Here is a 16,706-nt window from a genome sequence, read left to right on the forward strand (position 1 = left end):
TATTTAAAACTTTGCAACAGAACCGTTCAAGGACGGTTGGCTTTTCTTCTTCTTTGACATAAGAGCCAATTTCATTGGCAATAAGCGTAGATACTGCGCCCTTTTTAAGTCCATTCGCACAAAATAATACCGCATCTCCAATCGTTTCTTTTTTTAATTCGTAATAACTCATGAGATCTATAGGCGCTTCAAAAACAATGATTTTGATTGGCTTTTCTGACGTAGCTTCTGCAATTTTTGGTGGATACCCTACACGAACAGTCAACCCATAATAGCCATTTCCCCAGACACGCTTTAACCGTCCTCGTTCGCCATGTAGCTTCTTATTTTCCCAAATACCTTGTAAGGCAACGCCTTTAATTTTTTCTTCAAGACCAACGTGCTTGAAGACTATTACTGGTTCACTTTGTCCGGTCTCTTTATCTGTATACGTGGATTGTGCCATGAGGTTTTGTTCAAAAAAGAAATCAATCGTTTCTCTTGATAACTTACGTTCCTGAAGCAAGTAATCAATGGTGGCATTTTGTTGTGTATGTTCTTTCATATAATAATGAAAGTTCGTCGGAGTAGGTTCTTTCAACGTTTCAACAGCCCCTGCTTCTACGGTCTGTAAATACTGCAATGCTTCAGCGTGTGTACACTCTTTTATCACTTGAACAAGCTTGATGCTCCCACCACCAACTTGGCGAGAGTTCCAATAAAAAGCATTCTTCTTAGGGGTTAAAACAAAACTATCGTGCTCTGACCAGGTATAACTTTGTCCCTGTCGTACAAGTGTTATTCCTAAACTTTCTGCGACACCCACAATACTTTTTTGTTCAATTTCTTCTAACACTTTTTGTCGTTGTGCATGTGTCATTGGCATTTTCTGTTCCTCCTTTTTCTATTTTCTAAAAGAAAAAACGCACGTCTTTTTAAACGTGTGTTTCGTCTTTCAGTTCACTTGTAATTTCTCCATGGTCAATAATATCTGTTGCCGAGATTTTATCCAAAATAGCTTCTTCATCAGTCATATATCGGCGCCACGTATACCACTTATCATCAGTCGGGCCTGTTGCTAGTTCATCTGCTCGGTCATGCTGAAAAGCATAGAATTTTTTAATTTAAAAATAGCATAAAAATCTAGTTATCCGCATAAAAACTGGACTTATCACACTTTATCAAGGTCAAAACCACTCAATTTACTACTAATTTACTACTTATGAATGAGCTTTGATACGACGATTTATCCTTGAAAAGTGAAGATATAAAGATACTTCCAATAAAATTTGAATATTTAATAGGTAGACACTTCAAAAAATGAGGTGTCTATTTTTTTACCCGATTTTGAAAGGAAGTGAACTTATGAAAACAAAAAATCAAGAATCAAAAGGTCGTTCCCCACTCTTTAAGACCATCAAACATTCATTCAGCCAATAAAAAAGAAAGGATAGGTAAAAATATGGAACTTAAATTTGTGATTCCCAACATGGAAAAAACATTCGGCAATTTAGAATTTGCTGGCGAGGATAAAGTCGTTCAGCGAAGAATCAACGGACGGCTAACTGTCTTATCAAGAAGCTATAATCTCTATTCTGATGTTCAAAGAGCAGATGATATTGTGGTGGTGCTTCCTGCTGAAGCTGGCGAAAAACATTTCGGCTTTGAGGAACGTGTGAAGTTAGTCAATCCACGTATTACCGCAGAGGGCTACAAAATCGGCACTCGTGGTTTTACAAATTACCTTTTACATGCTGACGACATGATAAAAGAATAAAGAAAGAGAGGAAAAATGATGAGATTAGCAAATGGCATTGTATTAGATAAAGACACGACTTTTGGAGAATTGAAATTCTCTGCTCTACGTCGTGAAGTGAGAATCCAAAATGAAGACGGGTCGGTTTCAGATGAAATCAAGGAACGTACCTATGACTTAAAATCCAAAGGACAAGGACGCATGATTCAAGTAAGTATTCCTGCCAGCGTGCCTTTGAAAGAGTTTGATTATAACGCACGGGTGGAACTTATCAATCCCATTGCGGACACCGTTGCTACTGCCACCTATCAAGGAGCAGATGTTGACTGGTATATCAAGGCAGACGATATTGTGCTGACAAAGGATTCTAGTTCATTCAAAGCTCAACCACAAGCAAAGAAAGAACCGACACAAGACAAATAGTCGCTAGGTAGAAAGGAGACTTTTTCGCATGAAACAGCGTGGTAAAAGGATTCGCCCATCTGGTAAAGATTTAGTCTTTCATTTTACGATAGCGTCACTCCTGCCTGTTTTCCTGCTGGTTGTCGGACTGTTTCATGTGAAGACAATCCAGCAGATCAACTGGCAGGATTTTAACCTATCACAAGCAGATAAGATTGACATTCCCTATTTAATTATCAGTTTCAGTGTCGCAATTCTTATCTGCTTGCTGGTAGCGTTTGTATTCAAACGGGTTCGCTATGATACGGTTAAACAACTTTACCACCGTCAAAAACTGGCAAAGATGATACTTGAAAACAAGTGGTATGAATCTGAACAGGTCAAAACAGAGGGTTTCTTTAAAGATAGTGCTGGTCGTACAAAGGAAAAGATAACCTACTTCCCTAAAATGTATTATCGACTTAAAAATGGCTTGATACAGATACGGGTGGAAATCACGCTGGGAAAATATCAAGACCAACTCTTACACTTGGAAAAGAAATTAGAGAGTGGCTTGTACTGTGAGCTGACGGATAAAGAGTTAAAGGATTCCTATGTGGAATATGGTTCTGTTGCAAAGTTTTAAATAAAGAATAAAATCCCTTACGGTATCTATGATTTAAGCTGGGATTCCCAATAATACCTTGATTTCAGTACAGACCGAAAACCCGAAGAGAGTGCCTTCTTTTCGGGTTTTCTTATATAATCCTCGAATGGCTTCCATGCCTTTAATCGTGGTAGAGGCAGTGCGTAAACTTCGATAGAATTTATTGCGTCTCTTTACTGGACGATGGTCTTGTTCAATCAAATTATTCAGGTATTTAATGGTACGATGTTCTGTCCCTTGATAAAAGCCGTATTCTTTTAGTTTCTTAAAGGCACTTGTAATAGAGGGGGCTTTATCTGTGACTACAACCTTCGGTTCATCAAACTGCTTCACTAACCGCTTAAGAAAAGCATAGGCTGCTTGTGTGTCCCGTTTTTTACGTAACCAAATATCCAAGGTTAAACCATCTGCATCGATGGCTCGATACAAATAATGCCATTTTCCTTTAATTTTGATGTACGTTTCATCCATTTTCCATGAATAAAAGGATTTTTTATTTTTCTTTTTCCAAATTTGATAGAGTAGTTTGCCATATTCTTGCACCCAACGATAAATCGTCGTATGAGAAACGTTAATGCCACGATCATATAAGATTTCTTGAACTTCACGATAGCTAAGGTTATAACGAAGATAGTAGCCCACGGCTACAATAATCACATCCTGCTGAAATTGCTTTCCTTTAAAATGATTCATCGTCATTCCTCCTGCTATCTTTTTCTATTATTCTACCTTATTTGATAGTAGATTTAAAACTTTGCAACAGAACCCAGAAACTTAAAAGTTTTTGACCTCTTTGGTTTTTATGTGAAATTGTTCAGTCGAAGGATAATTATGTATATACTTTATTTTTTTAATATGTTATACTATGTATAAACAATGAGAGGTGAATAAAATGGTAATGTTATCAATAAAAAAATGGGGCAATAGTAACGGTCTTAGACTTCCTAAATCTGTGATGGAATATCTCCAAATTCATACAGAAGATAAAGTGAAAATAACACAGGAGGAATCGAATGGTAAAAAACGATTAATTATTGAAGCTGTGGATTCTGATAATGATTTAACAATTGAACAATTGTTTGAAAATTATAAAGAAGAGAAGGTGCATGTAACTATTCAAGATTTAGGAAATGCGGTAGGAAATGAAAAATGGTAAAAGTTCCTCATCAAGGTGATATTTTATTGTTGAATACGGCTCCTAGATCAGGACATGAACAAACAGGTAAGAGACCGTATATTGTTTTAAGTCATGATATTATTGCAGATTACAGCAATGTTGTTATTGTAGCTCCTATATCAAGTACAAAAAGAAACTATCCTTTATATGTTTCTATTAATCCTTCTTACGGAATGAAAACATCAGGTAAAGTATTATTAGATCAATTAACCACCATCGATTATGAGGCTAGACAATGCGTGTTTTTAGAAACAGCACACGAAAAATTAATCGATGAATTATTGCTAAAAGTTAGAACCGTATTTCAAAAAGTAAATAAAACAAATAAATTTTAACTAATAAAAAGGCGAAAAAACGAACAAGTCAAAAGTTTCCGACTTGTTCGTTTTTTTCTATCGATTAAATGCTCCCACCAGAAAGTAATGATACAGGTAAAATATAATCCTTACTTATCTTTTCTCCCTTAATCTTTTTCAACAAAACATCAACAATTAGTTTTGCAAGTTCATCAATAGGTTGTTTAATTGTGGTCAATTGTGAAAAAAATTGTTCAATAAATGATGTTCCATCGTAACCAATAATTTTCACATCTTCTGGAATATTTAAGTTGAGTTTTTTTACAATTTTCATAGTAAGAATAGCAGTTAAATCATCTGAAATAAAAATGCCATCTGGTTTATTAGTTGAAATAATCGATTTAATTTCCATCTCTCGACGAATTGTAGACAAACTATTAGGAACTTTAAAGACTTTTCCTTCTGGAATTTGGAAAGAAAATCCTAAAGCACGTAAACCTGTAGGAGAATCTGTATTATCATTTCCAGTAATCATAATAATATTTTGACAACCATTTTTCCGTAAAACGCTTGCTGCCAATTTACCACCTTCAAAATTATCTGATGCGATGATAGGAACATTTGGTGCTAAATTTCTATCAAAAGCAATAATTGGTGCTTGAACACGCTCATAGTCAGCAATCCCAAGATTATGACTAGAAGAAATAATACCGTCGACTTGATTTGCTTCAAGCATTTCAAGATATTCACGTTCTTTTCCAGGATCATTTTCGCTATTACAAATAATTGTTTTATATCCTTGATTAAATAATTCTATTTCAAGGTATTCAATGAGTTCCGCATAGAATATGTTACTAATATTAGGGAAAATGAGACCTATAAGTTGAGGTGATTTTCCTTGTAAGCCTCGTGCTAAATTATTTGGTTTGTATCCTAAAATTTTCATAGCTTCATGAACGTTTTTTTTAGTTTTTTCTGACAAATAGCCTTTGTTATTAATGACACGAGATACAGTTGTCGGACTAACTCCAGCTAATTCAGCTACATCTGTTAATTTTGCTACCATATTAATATTCCAATTCAAAGTATTTTCCAATAGGTTTCCCTGATTTTATTTGAATCCCATTTTGGTCCTTCTCAGGAAATACACGACTGGTAAATACTTTCTCTCCTTTATTAATAAAAATCTCAATGATTGAATTATCTACAAAAATATTAGCAATTGTTTCTTCAGTATCTATTAAGCATTCACGAGTCATACCAAAATCAATTGCATATTGAATTCCTGCTTTACTCCGATCTAAAATAACTTTTCCTTCTTTAGTATCAACTATTAAGCTGAGTCCATTCCCTTTATCATCAGCAAAAAGAAGTAATTCTGATTTCTGATTAGCCGGAAAAGTCACTTCCAGTTCATAAGTATTACTTGTTTCTATTTTTGACGTAAAATCTTCACAACTAGTTCGCAGTGTTTTAATAGCATCTACAGGGTATTGATAAAGTTTTCCATTATTGATAGAAAGCTCCTTAACAAGACTCATTGCGCCTTGATAATCATACTTATCTGTTGGATATTCAACATCAGGAAGCCCAATCCAACTAACAATTAAAGTACGTCCATCAGGAGAATTAAATCCTTGTGTTGCATAAACATCAAACCCATAATCAAGATTTTTAATTTTAGAAGAACCCACAAGTTTCGCAGTTCTTTCATCAAAACTTTGACAAATTTTATAAGTATTCGGATAAATATTATCATAACTAAGTTCTGATTTATCAAGACCCTGAGGACAATAAATCAGAATTGGTGTATCATTTACAAATAAAAGATTAGGGCACTCTATCATGTATTCTGAACCACTACTACAAAAATCAAGATTTCCTACTTCTGACCACTTTTCAACACTGTTACCTACAGCTTTATAAAGCTTAATAACTCCTCTTTTTTCAAGACTTTGTCCTCCAACAATTGCATAAAATTGACCTTTATAATCAAAAATTTGCGGATCTCTAAAATGATCTGTTACGTCCTCAGGTTTGTTAATAAAGACATCCTCACACTTAGTAATATTGTAACTTCTATCCATCCATGCTCCCAATTGAAATGAATCACGTCTCCAATTTTTATCACGAACATTTCCTGTATATAATAAAAGTAATTTGCCATCTACTTCATATGCTGATCCAGAATATGCTCCATGACTATCGTATTTTGTATCTGGAAGAAGCTCTGTTCCTGTTATATTAAAATGAACTAAATCATCTGACTCAGCATGCACCCATTTTTTTAACCCGTGTGCCGCTCCAAATGGCCAATTTTGGTAAAAAAGAGTGAATTTTCCATTAAAAAAAGAGAACCCATTCGGATCGTTAAGCAACCCTGTTTTAGGTTCAATATGATAGCTAGCATGCCAAGGAGATTGCTTAATATTTTCTTTTATTTTTGTAATCTCATCTTTACTCCATTCAGAATAAGCGCGATATCGTATTTCTCGAGATAATTCCATATTTTACTCCTTCAAAGTATCTTTTTATAACTAATATAGTAAACGTTTTCTCTATAAAAATCAATCATTCTATCTAAAAATAAAAAAAATATGATAAACGTTTGACATGTTCATGAAATATGCTAAAATAAACATAAATTAAAAAAAGCGCTTTCTCAGAAAGAGAAATATGATAAAAGGAGTTGTTCATATGGACTATGCTAAACTAGCTTCCGACATAATTCTAGCAGTTGGAAAAGATAATCTTATCGCTGCTGCACACTGTGCAACACGTCTTCGTCTCGTACTAAAGGATAATACAAAAGTTAATCAAAAAGCTTTGGATGAAAACCCAAATGTAAAAGGTACCTTTAAAATTGATGGTCAGTATCAGGTTATTATTGGTGCTGGTGACGTTAATTTTGTCTATGATGAACTTATAAAAAAAACTGGCCTTTCAGAGCTTTCAACAGACGACTTGAAACAAATAGTTGATAAAAATAAAAAATTCAATCCAATTATGGCATTAATTAAACTACTATCAGAAATTTTCGTACCAATTATTCCTGCACTTGTTGCAGGTGGTTTATTAATGGCTCTACGAAATTTTTTAACTGCCGCGGGTCTTTTTGGACCAAAATCAATCGAAGAAATGTATCCTGCAATTAAAGGAATTTCCTCTATGATTCAGCTTATGTCAGCTGCACCATTTATGTTTTTACCAATTCTAGTTGGTATTTCCGCTGCTAAACGTTTTGGAGCAAACCAATTTCTAGGTGCTGCAATTGGTATGATTATGACAACTCCAGACCTTGGTGGAGCCACTGAATATTGGAATATTTTTGGATACCATGTTGCACAAACAAACTATGCCTACCAAGTAATTCCGGTATTAGCTTCCGTATATCTTTTGTCAATATTGGAAAAATATTTTCATAAAAAACTTCCTTCATCTATTGATTTTACATTCACACCATTATTATCCGTAATAATTACTGGATTCTTAACTTTCACAGTTATTGGTCCCACAATGTTATTACTATCTAATGGAATCACAGATGCTATTGTTTGGTTATATAATGCAACTGGGTTCATAGGAATGGGGATCTTTGGTGGAACATATTCACTCATTGTTATGACTGGTCTTCATCAGTCATTTCCTGCAATCGAAACACAGTTACTTTCAGCATGGACAAATGGTATCGGACATGGGGATTTTATCTTTGTAGTTGCTTCCATGGCAAATGTAGCTCAAGGTGCTGCAACATTTGCTATTTGGTTTTTAACTAAAAATTCTAAAACAAAGAGTCTGGCTTCTTCTGCTGGATTATCAGCACTTCTTGGTATTACTGAACCAGCATTGTTTGGAGTAAACTTAAAATACCGTTTCCCGTTTTTCTGTGCTCTAATTGGTTCAGGTATTGCTGCAGCGATAACAGGTCTACTTAAAGTTGTTGCTGTATCACTCGGTTCAGCTGGATTTCTTGGGTTCCTTTCAATCAACGCAACTTCTATCCCCTTTTACTTGCTATGTGAATTAATAAGTTTTTCAGTTACTTTTGCAATTACTTATTTCTATGGTAGAACAAGATCTTCCGGTATCTTTGCAGCAGAAGCAATTGCTGAACAAACATCAGTTGATACTTCAGAAATAAATACAAATCAAATAGCAAATGCTGATGAACCTACAACAGTAGAAACGATTGTTAGTCCTCTTGCTGGTGAAATAACTACTCTTGGTTCAGTTAATGACCCAGTATTTTCTTCAGAATCTATAGGAAAAGGGATTGCTATTAAACCAAATGGGAACACTATATATTCTCCAGTAGATGGTATTGTCCAAGTCGTATTTGAAACTGGGCACGCTTATGGCCTCAAATCAAATACTGGTGCTGAAATATTAATTCATGTTGGTATTGACACAGTATCATTGAATGGTAAAGGATTCACTAAAAAAGTTGGTGCTAAACAAAAAGTAAAAAAGGGAGAGGTTCTTGGAACATTTGACAGCACAGTAATTACAAATTCAGGACTTGATGATACAACAATGGTTATTGTAACAAACTCTAAAGATTATTCAGAAGTTATTCCTATAACTAAAAATATAGTTACTGAAGGTGCAGCCTTATTGACAATTAAATAGCTTATTAAAAGTTAATAGACTCTCTATACAAAGAGAGTCTATATTTTTATTATAGTTAATTATAACTATTCTAAGCTAATTAATTTGACATAAAACCAAGTAGAAAGATAACATTCTTTATCTAATTCAGTTATATATCACTTTTTTTGCAGGTGCTTCAACAGTTAAGATTTCAATAGAAACTGGACTATTTTCTAATATACCCTCTTCTTTTGCATGTTTCCTACATAAATTATTTTTTGTAGATAGTACTCCTATGTCCTATTGAAAATATTTGTATTATAATTTCTGAATCACAAATATTAGCCAATATTCGATAATTTCCAATTCTGTAACGCCATTCACCACTTCTATTTCCAGTCAAGCCTTTTCCATGTTGACGAGGATCAGTAGTTCCTTCTAAGTTTTTTCTAATCCAAGCTACTATTATTCTTGCCTGATTTCTATCCATTTTTTTTAATTGTTTCTGCGCTTGTGGCATATATACAACTTTATATTTCATTTAGTAAATTCTCCATTTCCTCTTGAGAAATACCAATCTCTTTTTTCTCTTTGGAAATTTCTATTGCGTTCCGTAAGGTTTTTAAATCAATTTCATCTTCAATTTTATCTAATACAGCTTTTCGATAAAGTTCAGTTAATGAAGAATTATGAGCTTTTGCATATTCTAACACAAGTTCTTTCTCATCCTCAGGAATTCTAAATGTAATTGTTGATTGAGACATCTTATTACCTCCATTCGCACTTTGTAATAACATTGTATTAAAAACAAGGGATTTTGTCAATACAATGTTATTATAAATGTGATGATTACTCCAATATATAGAATAAAACATGAACTATATTTCAAATGATACTAAAATTAAGGTTTATGTCATTGTTTCAAATGTATCTAAATACTTTTCGACAAACCTTTCACTGAGTAAATCAAATTGTAAAAGTAACTTTTGGCACTGCACCTCCAGTGCCTTTTCGTCCAAATGATAATCTATTAATTGAGAATATAATTTTTTAGTTTCTTTAATAATAAGCAGTATATTATCAAATGTTAATACCTTTACACCCTCAGCAAAAGAAGCTTTTGTTGCTATTTTATCTTGATGAACACTAACTGGTAACGCTTCGATATCAGGAAACTTAGTTTTAAACCATCTTTCTGCTATAAGAAGTTGCCCATGTTCTTCTTTTCTAAAAGCATTATGTTCTTTTTTTCGACTTTTAGCTTCAATAATGATTCCTTTTTTCTCATTAATCAGCCATAATACATCTGGACCTATTCCATCATCATCAAATCTTTCTGATATAAAGCCTAAATAATCACCTAATTTTTTTAATGCTTCTTCAAATTGATTTGCACTAGAAGTAGAAGTAATTAATGATTCGATTTCATCAATATTACTTAAAATTCCTCGTGGGCTTCTAAATTCTTTATATTTTTTTACTATCATTTTAGATTGATCGGACGGCACTTTTAGTTGAGGATATTCATCATTTGAATTAGTGATTCTAAATAAATTTTTATTATTAAAGTACGCTTGCTTTTGATACTCTTCAAATGTTACTTTATCCTTAAATACATATGCCATTCTTGCACAAAACTGTTGTAACCAACCTTTTTCATATTGATTCATCGATTCATTTTGCTCTAAATAACTATTAATTTTAACAATAGCCTTATCTAGACAGTCCATATCCCACAAATCTACAATTACTCGTTCAATTCTAGCAAATGATGAATCTTTTTTTACAATATGATCTTGATCAATATACTCTACCAACTCTTCAGAATGATAATTTGTCCATCCACTATCTCTATTTAAACTTTGCTTTATAACATCCAATAAATCTGAAACACTTTTAACTTCTTGACTAACTATTTTTCCCATTTCGATTTGAGCTTTGGTGGCACTAGTAAAATAAGAAAAATTATTTTCCATACTAACCCATGTTGTTAAATCTTTTCCTATAAGTACGTCTATACAATAATCAGAAGCTCCTCTAGCTCCCCTTCCTAAGCCTTGCTCAATCCTTTGCGTCATCATTCTTGTAATTGAATCACCACCCATTAAGGCTGCTGCTCGAAAAATCTCATAACTTGAAGTTCCTATTGGCATACCATCCATTATTAAAAGTCGGCAAGCATCACCTGGTAAATCAATTCCATCATATCTATTTGAAAAAACGACCGGGCCAAATTCAATCTTTTTTTGCATTTTATTTACAATATTATTTACTTCTTCAGATCCATGAGGAAAAATAACATCTGATTCCCAACGACTTGATTTTTCATCTGACGGAGCAATTACAACGGCTCCATATTCATTTTCAACAACATAATTAAGTAATTTAAAGGAATCTTTTAAATCATCAAACGGAAAATCCATCAATCCTGGTATTAATATCATTCTTTCACTTATTCCTGCAACAGAACTAGAGGTTAACGGGTTATTTACAGCACTTTCCGAAACATTAAATGTTCTTATAATATCACTGTCATCTGAGATAGTAGCAGACATATAAATTTTACGTTTGGCATTCTTAAATGTAGGGAATATATCCAGTAGTGGTTGAATGAGTGTTATTGTAAATTTACTTTTACTAATAAATGCATGACACATAGATAAACGATCTCTAATTAATGGCCAAGAAAAAACATCTTTTTCTTTTACTTTAGAACTTACATATGTCATAGATTCTATGAATTCCCAATAAGGTACTTCCAAAACCATATCTTCTTTGCCATCAATAACTTCATCAAAAGTTCCTTGTTTTCCAATTTCAATAAAGCTTTTTCTAAAATGAGAACAAAGTTCTAAATACAATTTTTCATCTTCAGCTTTACTTATTTCTAAAGTAAAACTATCCCTAATAACTGGTAATGCTGCATGTGCATCATCAAAAATAATTGTAGAAACATATTGAATTGAAGTTTTCCCTTGAACCCCAAATTTACTTTTACCATTAAATAATGCTGAATAAGTTGCTATCATAATAGCCTTTCCATTGACAAATTCTTGTGATAATGGTTCTCCTTTTTCATATTTTACTACAGACATTCCTAACTCTTTAGCTTTTTCAAAAGTTTGATTTACTAGTTGGGTAGTAGGAGTCAAGTACAACACTGGTTCTTTTAGCTCGTTCATTGTAGATTGAGCAATCAACAAGCCAACCATTGTTTTTCCACCACCCGTATGCAATTTTATAATATTATCTTTTTGATCTTTGTTTTTAAACCAAGCATTTAAAACTTCCGATTGACTGGAATAAAGATCATTTATTCCTTCAGGTTTTGGTATTCTTCTAAAAATTTCAATTGGATCGATAACATCTTGTTTTTTTTCTATTTTTTTAAGTTTACTAAAATCAACCATTTTTAAGCTCCTTTACTGATTTTCTTAGAAATAATTATATTATTTATTTCTAATATTGTCATTTAATATTATGTTTATATGTTTCTATTGATTTTTTTACGGAATGAAAGCATCAAGTAAAGTATTATTGGATTAATTAACTACCATCGATTATACAACTAGACAATGCATGTTTTTAGAAACAGCGCATGAAAAAGGGAAAAACAAATAGTCTCGATTGTCTAATTAGGATACCGTTAAAATTGACACAAAGCATTTACTAGTGAATAGCATAAGCAAACTACTTTCATAAAAACGTACAAAAAAGGCAACAATTTTTGTTGCCTTTTTCTTTATGTCTCCTAATCTAAAATTTTTATATTATACTAGTTACTCTTCTTCATCTGTAAATTTTGCTGGGTAGAATATTTTTTCCCGCTCTTCTTTATTGGATAACTTGTCAATTGGTTCAAAAAAAATATATCCCTTTTTCCAACTAACTTTGTACTTGCTAGGATCTCCTTTTTCTGTATAAATCCCATCAACCAAATCATACTCGCTAATTATTATAGGCTCTTTATGATACTTTTCGGGATATACTCCTTGTTTTCTAATACCTTTCTGAAAAGAATTTACTTCTCCAGACCCATTTGAAACCCATAAATATGCTTCTAGATCTTCTTTGGTTACTACCCCTTCACCAGAAACAGACAATGTTTCAAAATATTTTTTATCCCTTTCTTTTTCTCTTTCTTGTACAGTTTCTATTATGGGATTATTTTCTGATTCATCTACCTTATACACAAAAAATAAAAAAAAGATAATGTAGATATGACCAATACCCCTATCAAATATTTTTTATTTACCATAATTTTAGCCAAATCTTAAATGTTGAAGATTCCAAGCAGACAGCCAAACTGTTGATACTTTCCATTTGCCATCATCACCTTTAAATCTAGTTTCGAATAATCTCCAATAATAACCTTGACTATCCCCAAAAAAAATAAAAAATTAACTATGCTACTGGATATAATATCCAGTAGCATAGTTAATTTTTTATAATGAATGCTTTTTTGTCAATACTTTTTTATATAACACATTTTAATTCACTAAAAATTTTATCGTCTTGAATTGATCATCCTTCTAAACTAAAATTTCAACTCTTTGGATCATGCTTTTACGGACGATTATCCACTCAAACGTTTTATAATCATTCATTCTAGTATATACTGTTTAATATAATCTCATCGCTAATAGAAAAAACAAAAGTTTTTGACTCATCGGTTTAATTTATGATATATAGTTACTTCAGAAGTTTCTATTCCTCACTTAAATTAATCGCATTTCCTAGTTTTTTGAAATTTCATTCATATCAGGATTATCTGGAATATAAAAAAATTTATTATATTAAGTTTTATCTTCAACGTTCTTATCTCTTTTGTTTTCTTCTAATAACAAATACAACAGTAAAACCAATAAGACTAACTACAAGCAAAGCCGCGCCCAATGTATTTAATACTAAATTATTATTAAATCCTGTTCTAGGAAAAGATTTAGCGCTCTTTTTTCCTGTAGAAGCATTATCCATTTTAACTTTATCATTTGACTTGTTTGCTTCTTTAAATTCAGTATTCGATGTTTTGTTAATTTGACCTTTATTCTCTTCTTTTAACACATCAATTTTTTTATATACGTAAACGATCTCTTGTTCATTCTCTGTAAATACGCCAGAAGCATTTCCCGTTATCTTTTCAAATTGATAACCGTCAAATGTTTTTTGCTCAGTAGAATACTCCTTGCCTACAATGTCTGTCTTAGTAATAGGATCAATTAATTGATTTCCCTCTTCATCTATATAACGAACTGTTATCGTTGATTGTTTTACAGGAGGAGTTACAACTTTCTTATATACATAAACGATCTCTTGATCACTCTCTGTAAATACACCAGAAGCATTTCCCGTTAACTTTTCAAATTGATAACCGTCAAATGTTTTTTGCTCAGTAGAATACTCCTTACCTACAATGTCTGTCTTAGTAATAGGATCAATTAATTGATTTCCCTCTTCATCCATATAGCGGACTGTTATTGTTGACTGTTTTGTAGTCGGGTAAGTCACCGTTACCTGTTTATCATCAGTAACTGTTAATAGATGCATGGGTTTTTGTGGAGTGGTTGAAGTTTCTCCTGTTTCGGGGTTTAAGTAAACTTGATCATAGTAATAATTAAGATCACCTTGCACAGTTGTATTTATAGTTCCTTGCTGATTAGGTATTTGTGCCACACTAAAAGTCTTTTCTTCTCCACTTTTCAAATTAAATGCTGGAAAATCGATATCGGATAAAGTTATGTTTTCAAGATCGCTCGTACCGTCATTTTTAACTGTGTAGGTTACAGTAATTTCTTCATTTGGATTACTTATTTTTTGTTCTGTTGTCATATCAAGTTTTATAGAAGCATGAGGAATTAATCCTAGATTTGCTATTGCATAACTGTGAACATACGGATTTTGAGTATCATTACTTTCAGTAAATGTTCCGTCTAAATTGTAGAAACCACTGACTGTTTGGAGAGGAGCTTTATTATCAAAGTAATAGAAACCATCTGCTGAAAATTGTGAACTATTAACAATACTTGCTTTATTGGCTTCAGTAATAGTTAACCATTTTGGTAGTTGACTAGGATTAATGTAAATGTAATTAATGTATGGGCTATCTTCGGGTACATTTTGAGCAATCCAGTTAGCTAAATTTAGGTTCCCGAAACCTGTTCTGTATGGTACTTCGGCATTATCCATAAGCGGATTAGCATCAGAAAATTGCTTTGAAACACTTTCGTACTCCGTCCAATCATCTGTTTCCATAGCTTTATCTTCTATTTCCGACCAATCTTTATTTAAATTCTGCTTTACCCATGCTGACTTAGGCTCAATAACAGCTGTAGCAGAATTAATAGGAGTTGTAGTAGATCCAGCATTCAAATGATTATTTCCTGGATAATCAAAGCCTACCGTCAAATCCTTATTTGTAAAGGCTAGTTTATCAAAATGAATAGCAGGTGCTGACGGTTCATTTTGGTCTTGTATTCCATTGCCATTTAAATCAAACCAAATACGTGAACCATAGATAGGCAGAGTATCATCTGCAAATGCAGTGATTGCCATTCCCCCAAACGCAAAAATACATACTACTCCGAAAAGTATTTTTTTATCATTTCTTCCTCCTTGAAATTATATTTTATTTTGTTTTTAACCCTAATTACATATAATATACACAAATTAAGAAATTTTTTCAAATTATAAAAACTACCTTAATAAACAACATAAAGAGCAATAGACATAATAACTTTAAGATAGTAGTAATTTATTTGAATATCACTATTATTCCCTAAATTAAAGTATGCTCAACTTGAATGACCTACTACTTACTTAGCAACAATTTTAACATAGAAAAGTATCAACCGGTTATACCCTGTTGGGTCTTTTAATTGTGAATCTATTGGGGAATTTGAACAAAATTGTCATGTCAATAACAATAAATAATCATAAAAAAGACAGCCAAAATTTAAGCTGTCTGTAGTTTATATTCTACGTTTCAATTTACTTTTTGTGAATATGACTTGAATAATTTTAGAAATAGTAAAACTTACAATAATGATTACTCCTAAAATTAAAAAAGATAACTTAGTATACTTTAAAAGGTTCTGTTGCAAAGTTTGAAAATCAAACGCGCCCTCTCTGAACTCCAAATATCTTAGGCTGGTATTCCCATTAATACCTTGATTTCAGTAGACACCGAAAAGCCGAAGAGCGTTCCATTTCTTCGGTTCTTTTTATATATTCCTCGAATGGTCTCCATGCCCTTAATCGTGGAAGAGGCTGTACGGAGACTTTGATAAAATTTATTCCGTCGTTTAATAGGTCGATGGTCTTGTTCTATTAAATTGTTAAGATACTTCACAGTTCGGTGCTCTGTCTTAGTATATAAACCCACACTCTGTAACTTTCTAAAGGCGGAGCCAAGAGAAGGTGCTTTATCGGTCACAATTGCTTTCGGCTCACCAAACTGTTTATGGAGTCGTTTTAAGAAAGCATAGGCTGCTTGCGTATCCCGTTTCTTTCGTAACCAGATATCTAAGGTTAAGCCGTCCGCATCAATTGCACGATAAAGATAATGCCAACGTCCCTTAATTTTGATATAGGTTTCGTCCATTTTCCATGAATAGAAGGATTGTCTATTTTTCTTCTTCCAAAGATCATAGAGGACTTTGCTGTACTCTTGCACCCAACGATAAATCGTAGTATGACAAACATTTATTCCACGATCATATAACAATTCCTGAACTTCACGATAGCTTAGATTGTAACGCAGGTAGTAACCAACAGTGACAATAATGACGTCTTTTTTGAATTGTTTGCCTTTAAAATAATTCATTACTCTGTCCTCTCTGTCTTTTTTCTCAATTTTACACT

At 32.7% G+C, this 16,706-nt stretch carries 14 protein-coding genes and 3 pseudogenes; 6 read left to right on the forward strand and 11 right to left on the reverse strand.

The genetic code is table 11. From position 1 onward, the window contains the following. Positions 1-22: 22 nt before the first annotated feature. Positions 23-865 (reverse strand): annotated as a pseudogene (locus IGL07_RS13680) (ArdC-like ssDNA-binding domain-containing protein); the annotation flags it as partial. Positions 866-914: 49 nt separating this feature from the next. Then, positions 915-1,100: pseudogene (locus tag IGL07_RS13685) on the reverse strand (VirD4-like conjugal transfer protein, CD1115 family); the annotation flags it as partial. Between the two features lie 341 nt (positions 1,101-1,441). On the opposite strand from IGL07_RS13685, the gene IGL07_RS13690 reads away from it, so the two are divergent. The 3 genes and pseudogenes from IGL07_RS13690 to IGL07_RS13700 all read left to right on the forward strand — a co-directional run. After that, complete coding sequence (locus IGL07_RS13690; RefSeq protein ID WP_000420682.1) at positions 1,442-1,756, forward strand: YdcP family protein; 315 nt, start codon at positions 1,442-1,444, stop codon at positions 1,754-1,756. 15 nt (positions 1,757-1,771) lie between these two features. After that, complete coding sequence (locus IGL07_RS13695; RefSeq protein WP_000985015.1) at positions 1,772-2,158, forward strand: YdcP family protein; 387 nt, start codon at positions 1,772-1,774, stop codon at positions 2,156-2,158. Between the two features lie 28 nt (positions 2,159-2,186). Continuing rightward, a pseudogene (locus IGL07_RS13700) lies at positions 2,187-2,741 on the forward strand (ATP-binding protein); the annotation flags it as partial. Between the two features lie 54 nt (positions 2,742-2,795). On the opposite strand, the gene IGL07_RS13705 reads toward IGL07_RS13700, so the two are convergent. Next, positions 2,796-3,476 carry an IS6-like element IS1216 family transposase gene (locus tag IGL07_RS13705; protein WP_001015311.1) on the reverse strand — a complete coding sequence of 227 codons (681 nt, stop codon included), beginning with the start codon at positions 3,474-3,476 and terminating at the stop codon, positions 2,796-2,798. Positions 3,477-3,675: 199 nt separating this feature from the next. On the opposite strand from IGL07_RS13705, the gene IGL07_RS13710 reads away from it, so the two are divergent. Both IGL07_RS13710 and IGL07_RS13715 read left to right on the forward strand, forming a co-directional pair. Then, on the forward strand, positions 3,676-3,939 hold the full coding sequence (locus tag IGL07_RS13710; protein WP_000245205.1) for an AbrB/MazE/SpoVT family DNA-binding domain-containing protein: 264 nt from the start codon (positions 3,676-3,678) through the stop codon (positions 3,937-3,939). Beyond that, the gene (locus IGL07_RS13715; RefSeq protein WP_000241511.1) at positions 3,933-4,295 is read left to right on the forward strand and encodes a type II toxin-antitoxin system PemK/MazF family toxin; all 363 of its coding nucleotides are present in this window, start codon (positions 3,933-3,935) and stop codon (positions 4,293-4,295) included. Before IGL07_RS13710 ends, IGL07_RS13715 begins: the two co-directional genes overlap by 7 nt. A gap of 64 nt (positions 4,296-4,359) precedes the next feature. On the opposite strand, the gene IGL07_RS13720 is transcribed toward IGL07_RS13715, so the two are convergent. Both IGL07_RS13720 and IGL07_RS13725 read right to left on the reverse strand, forming a co-directional pair. Continuing rightward, a complete protein-coding gene (locus IGL07_RS13720; RefSeq protein WP_002367770.1) occupies positions 4,360-5,322 on the reverse strand; it encodes a LacI family DNA-binding transcriptional regulator in 963 nt (320 codons plus the stop codon). Between the two features lies 1 nt (position 5,323). Beyond that, a complete protein-coding gene (locus IGL07_RS13725) occupies positions 5,324-6,763 on the reverse strand; it encodes a sucrose-6-phosphate hydrolase (protein WP_002367771.1) in 1,440 nt (479 codons plus the stop codon). A 190-nt stretch (positions 6,764-6,953) separates the two neighbouring features. On the opposite strand from IGL07_RS13725, the gene IGL07_RS13730 reads away from it, so the two are divergent. Continuing rightward, positions 6,954-8,885 (forward strand): sucrose-specific PTS transporter subunit IIBC, encoded by a 1,932-nt coding sequence (locus tag IGL07_RS13730; RefSeq protein ID WP_010816308.1) that lies wholly within the window; start codon positions 6,954-6,956, stop codon positions 8,883-8,885. A 232-nt stretch (positions 8,886-9,117) separates the two neighbouring features. On the opposite strand, the gene IGL07_RS13735 is transcribed toward IGL07_RS13730, so the two are convergent. The 6 genes from IGL07_RS13735 to IGL07_RS13760 form a co-directional block, all read right to left on the reverse strand. Continuing rightward, complete coding sequence (locus tag IGL07_RS13735; RefSeq protein ID WP_002367773.1) at positions 9,118-9,387, reverse strand: type II toxin-antitoxin system RelE family toxin; 270 nt, start codon at positions 9,385-9,387, stop codon at positions 9,118-9,120. Next, complete coding sequence (relB, locus tag IGL07_RS13740; RefSeq protein WP_000083634.1) at positions 9,377-9,610, reverse strand: type II toxin-antitoxin system RelB family antitoxin; 234 nt, start codon at positions 9,608-9,610, stop codon at positions 9,377-9,379. Before relB ends, IGL07_RS13735 begins: the two co-directional genes overlap by 11 nt. Positions 9,611-9,754: 144 nt before the next feature. Next, a complete protein-coding gene (locus IGL07_RS13745; protein WP_002367775.1) occupies positions 9,755-12,256 on the reverse strand; it encodes a DEAD/DEAH box helicase in 2,502 nt (833 codons plus the stop codon). Between the two features lie 369 nt (positions 12,257-12,625). Further along, positions 12,626-13,039, reverse strand: a complete 414-nt coding sequence (locus tag IGL07_RS13750; protein ID WP_002367777.1) for a hypothetical protein — start codon at positions 13,037-13,039, stop codon at positions 12,626-12,628. 625 nt (positions 13,040-13,664) lie between these two features. Beyond that, positions 13,665-15,398, reverse strand: a complete 1,734-nt coding sequence (locus tag IGL07_RS13755; RefSeq protein WP_104670917.1) for a MucBP domain-containing protein — start codon at positions 15,396-15,398, stop codon at positions 13,665-13,667. A 589-nt stretch (positions 15,399-15,987) separates the two neighbouring features. Continuing rightward, positions 15,988-16,668 carry an IS6 family transposase gene (locus tag IGL07_RS13760; protein WP_002394194.1) on the reverse strand — a complete coding sequence of 227 codons (681 nt, stop codon included), beginning with the start codon at positions 16,666-16,668 and terminating at the stop codon, positions 15,988-15,990. Positions 16,669-16,706 lie beyond the last annotated feature (38 nt).

Source organism: Enterococcus sp. DIV1368f (genome assembly GCF_051712245.1).
GTDB lineage: Bacteria > Bacillota > Bacilli > Lactobacillales > Enterococcaceae > Enterococcus > Enterococcus faecalis.

What these genes read in the sequence shown, in the direction of transcription:
- IGL07_RS13735 (WP_002367773.1), bottom strand. Translation starts at nt 9,387, where the DNA reads ATGAAATATAAAGTTGTATATATGCCACAAGCGCAGAAACAATTAAAA.
- IGL07_RS13725 (WP_002367771.1), bottom strand. Translation starts at nt 6,763, where the DNA reads ATGGAATTATCTCGAGAAATACGATATCGCGCTTATTCTGAATGGAGT.
- IGL07_RS13755 (WP_104670917.1), bottom strand. Translation starts at nt 15,398, where the DNA reads ATGGCAATCACTGCATTTGCAGATGATACTCTGCCTATCTATGGTTCA.
- IGL07_RS13745 (WP_002367775.1), bottom strand. Translation starts at nt 12,256, where the DNA reads ATGGTTGATTTTAGTAAACTTAAAAAAATAGAAAAAAAACAAGATGTT.
- IGL07_RS13730 (WP_010816308.1), top strand. Translation starts at nt 6,954, where the DNA reads ATGGACTATGCTAAACTAGCTTCCGACATAATTCTAGCAGTTGGAAAA.
- IGL07_RS13720 (WP_002367770.1), bottom strand. Translation starts at nt 5,322, where the DNA reads ATGGTAGCAAAATTAACAGATGTAGCTGAATTAGCTGGAGTTAGTCCG.
- relB (WP_000083634.1), bottom strand. Translation starts at nt 9,610, where the DNA reads ATGTCTCAATCAACAATTACATTTAGAATTCCTGAGGATGAGAAAGAA.
- IGL07_RS13690 (WP_000420682.1), top strand. Translation starts at nt 1,442, where the DNA reads ATGGAACTTAAATTTGTGATTCCCAACATGGAAAAAACATTCGGCAAT.
- IGL07_RS13695 (WP_000985015.1), top strand. Translation starts at nt 1,772, where the DNA reads ATGATGAGATTAGCAAATGGCATTGTATTAGATAAAGACACGACTTTT.
- IGL07_RS13705 (WP_001015311.1), bottom strand. Translation starts at nt 3,476, where the DNA reads ATGAATCATTTTAAAGGAAAGCAATTTCAGCAGGATGTGATTATTGTA.
- IGL07_RS13710 (WP_000245205.1), top strand. Translation starts at nt 3,676, where the DNA reads ATGGTAATGTTATCAATAAAAAAATGGGGCAATAGTAACGGTCTTAGA.
- IGL07_RS13715 (WP_000241511.1), top strand. Translation starts at nt 3,933, where the DNA reads ATGGTAAAAGTTCCTCATCAAGGTGATATTTTATTGTTGAATACGGCT.
- IGL07_RS13760 (WP_002394194.1), bottom strand. Translation starts at nt 16,668, where the DNA reads ATGAATTATTTTAAAGGCAAACAATTCAAAAAAGACGTCATTATTGTC.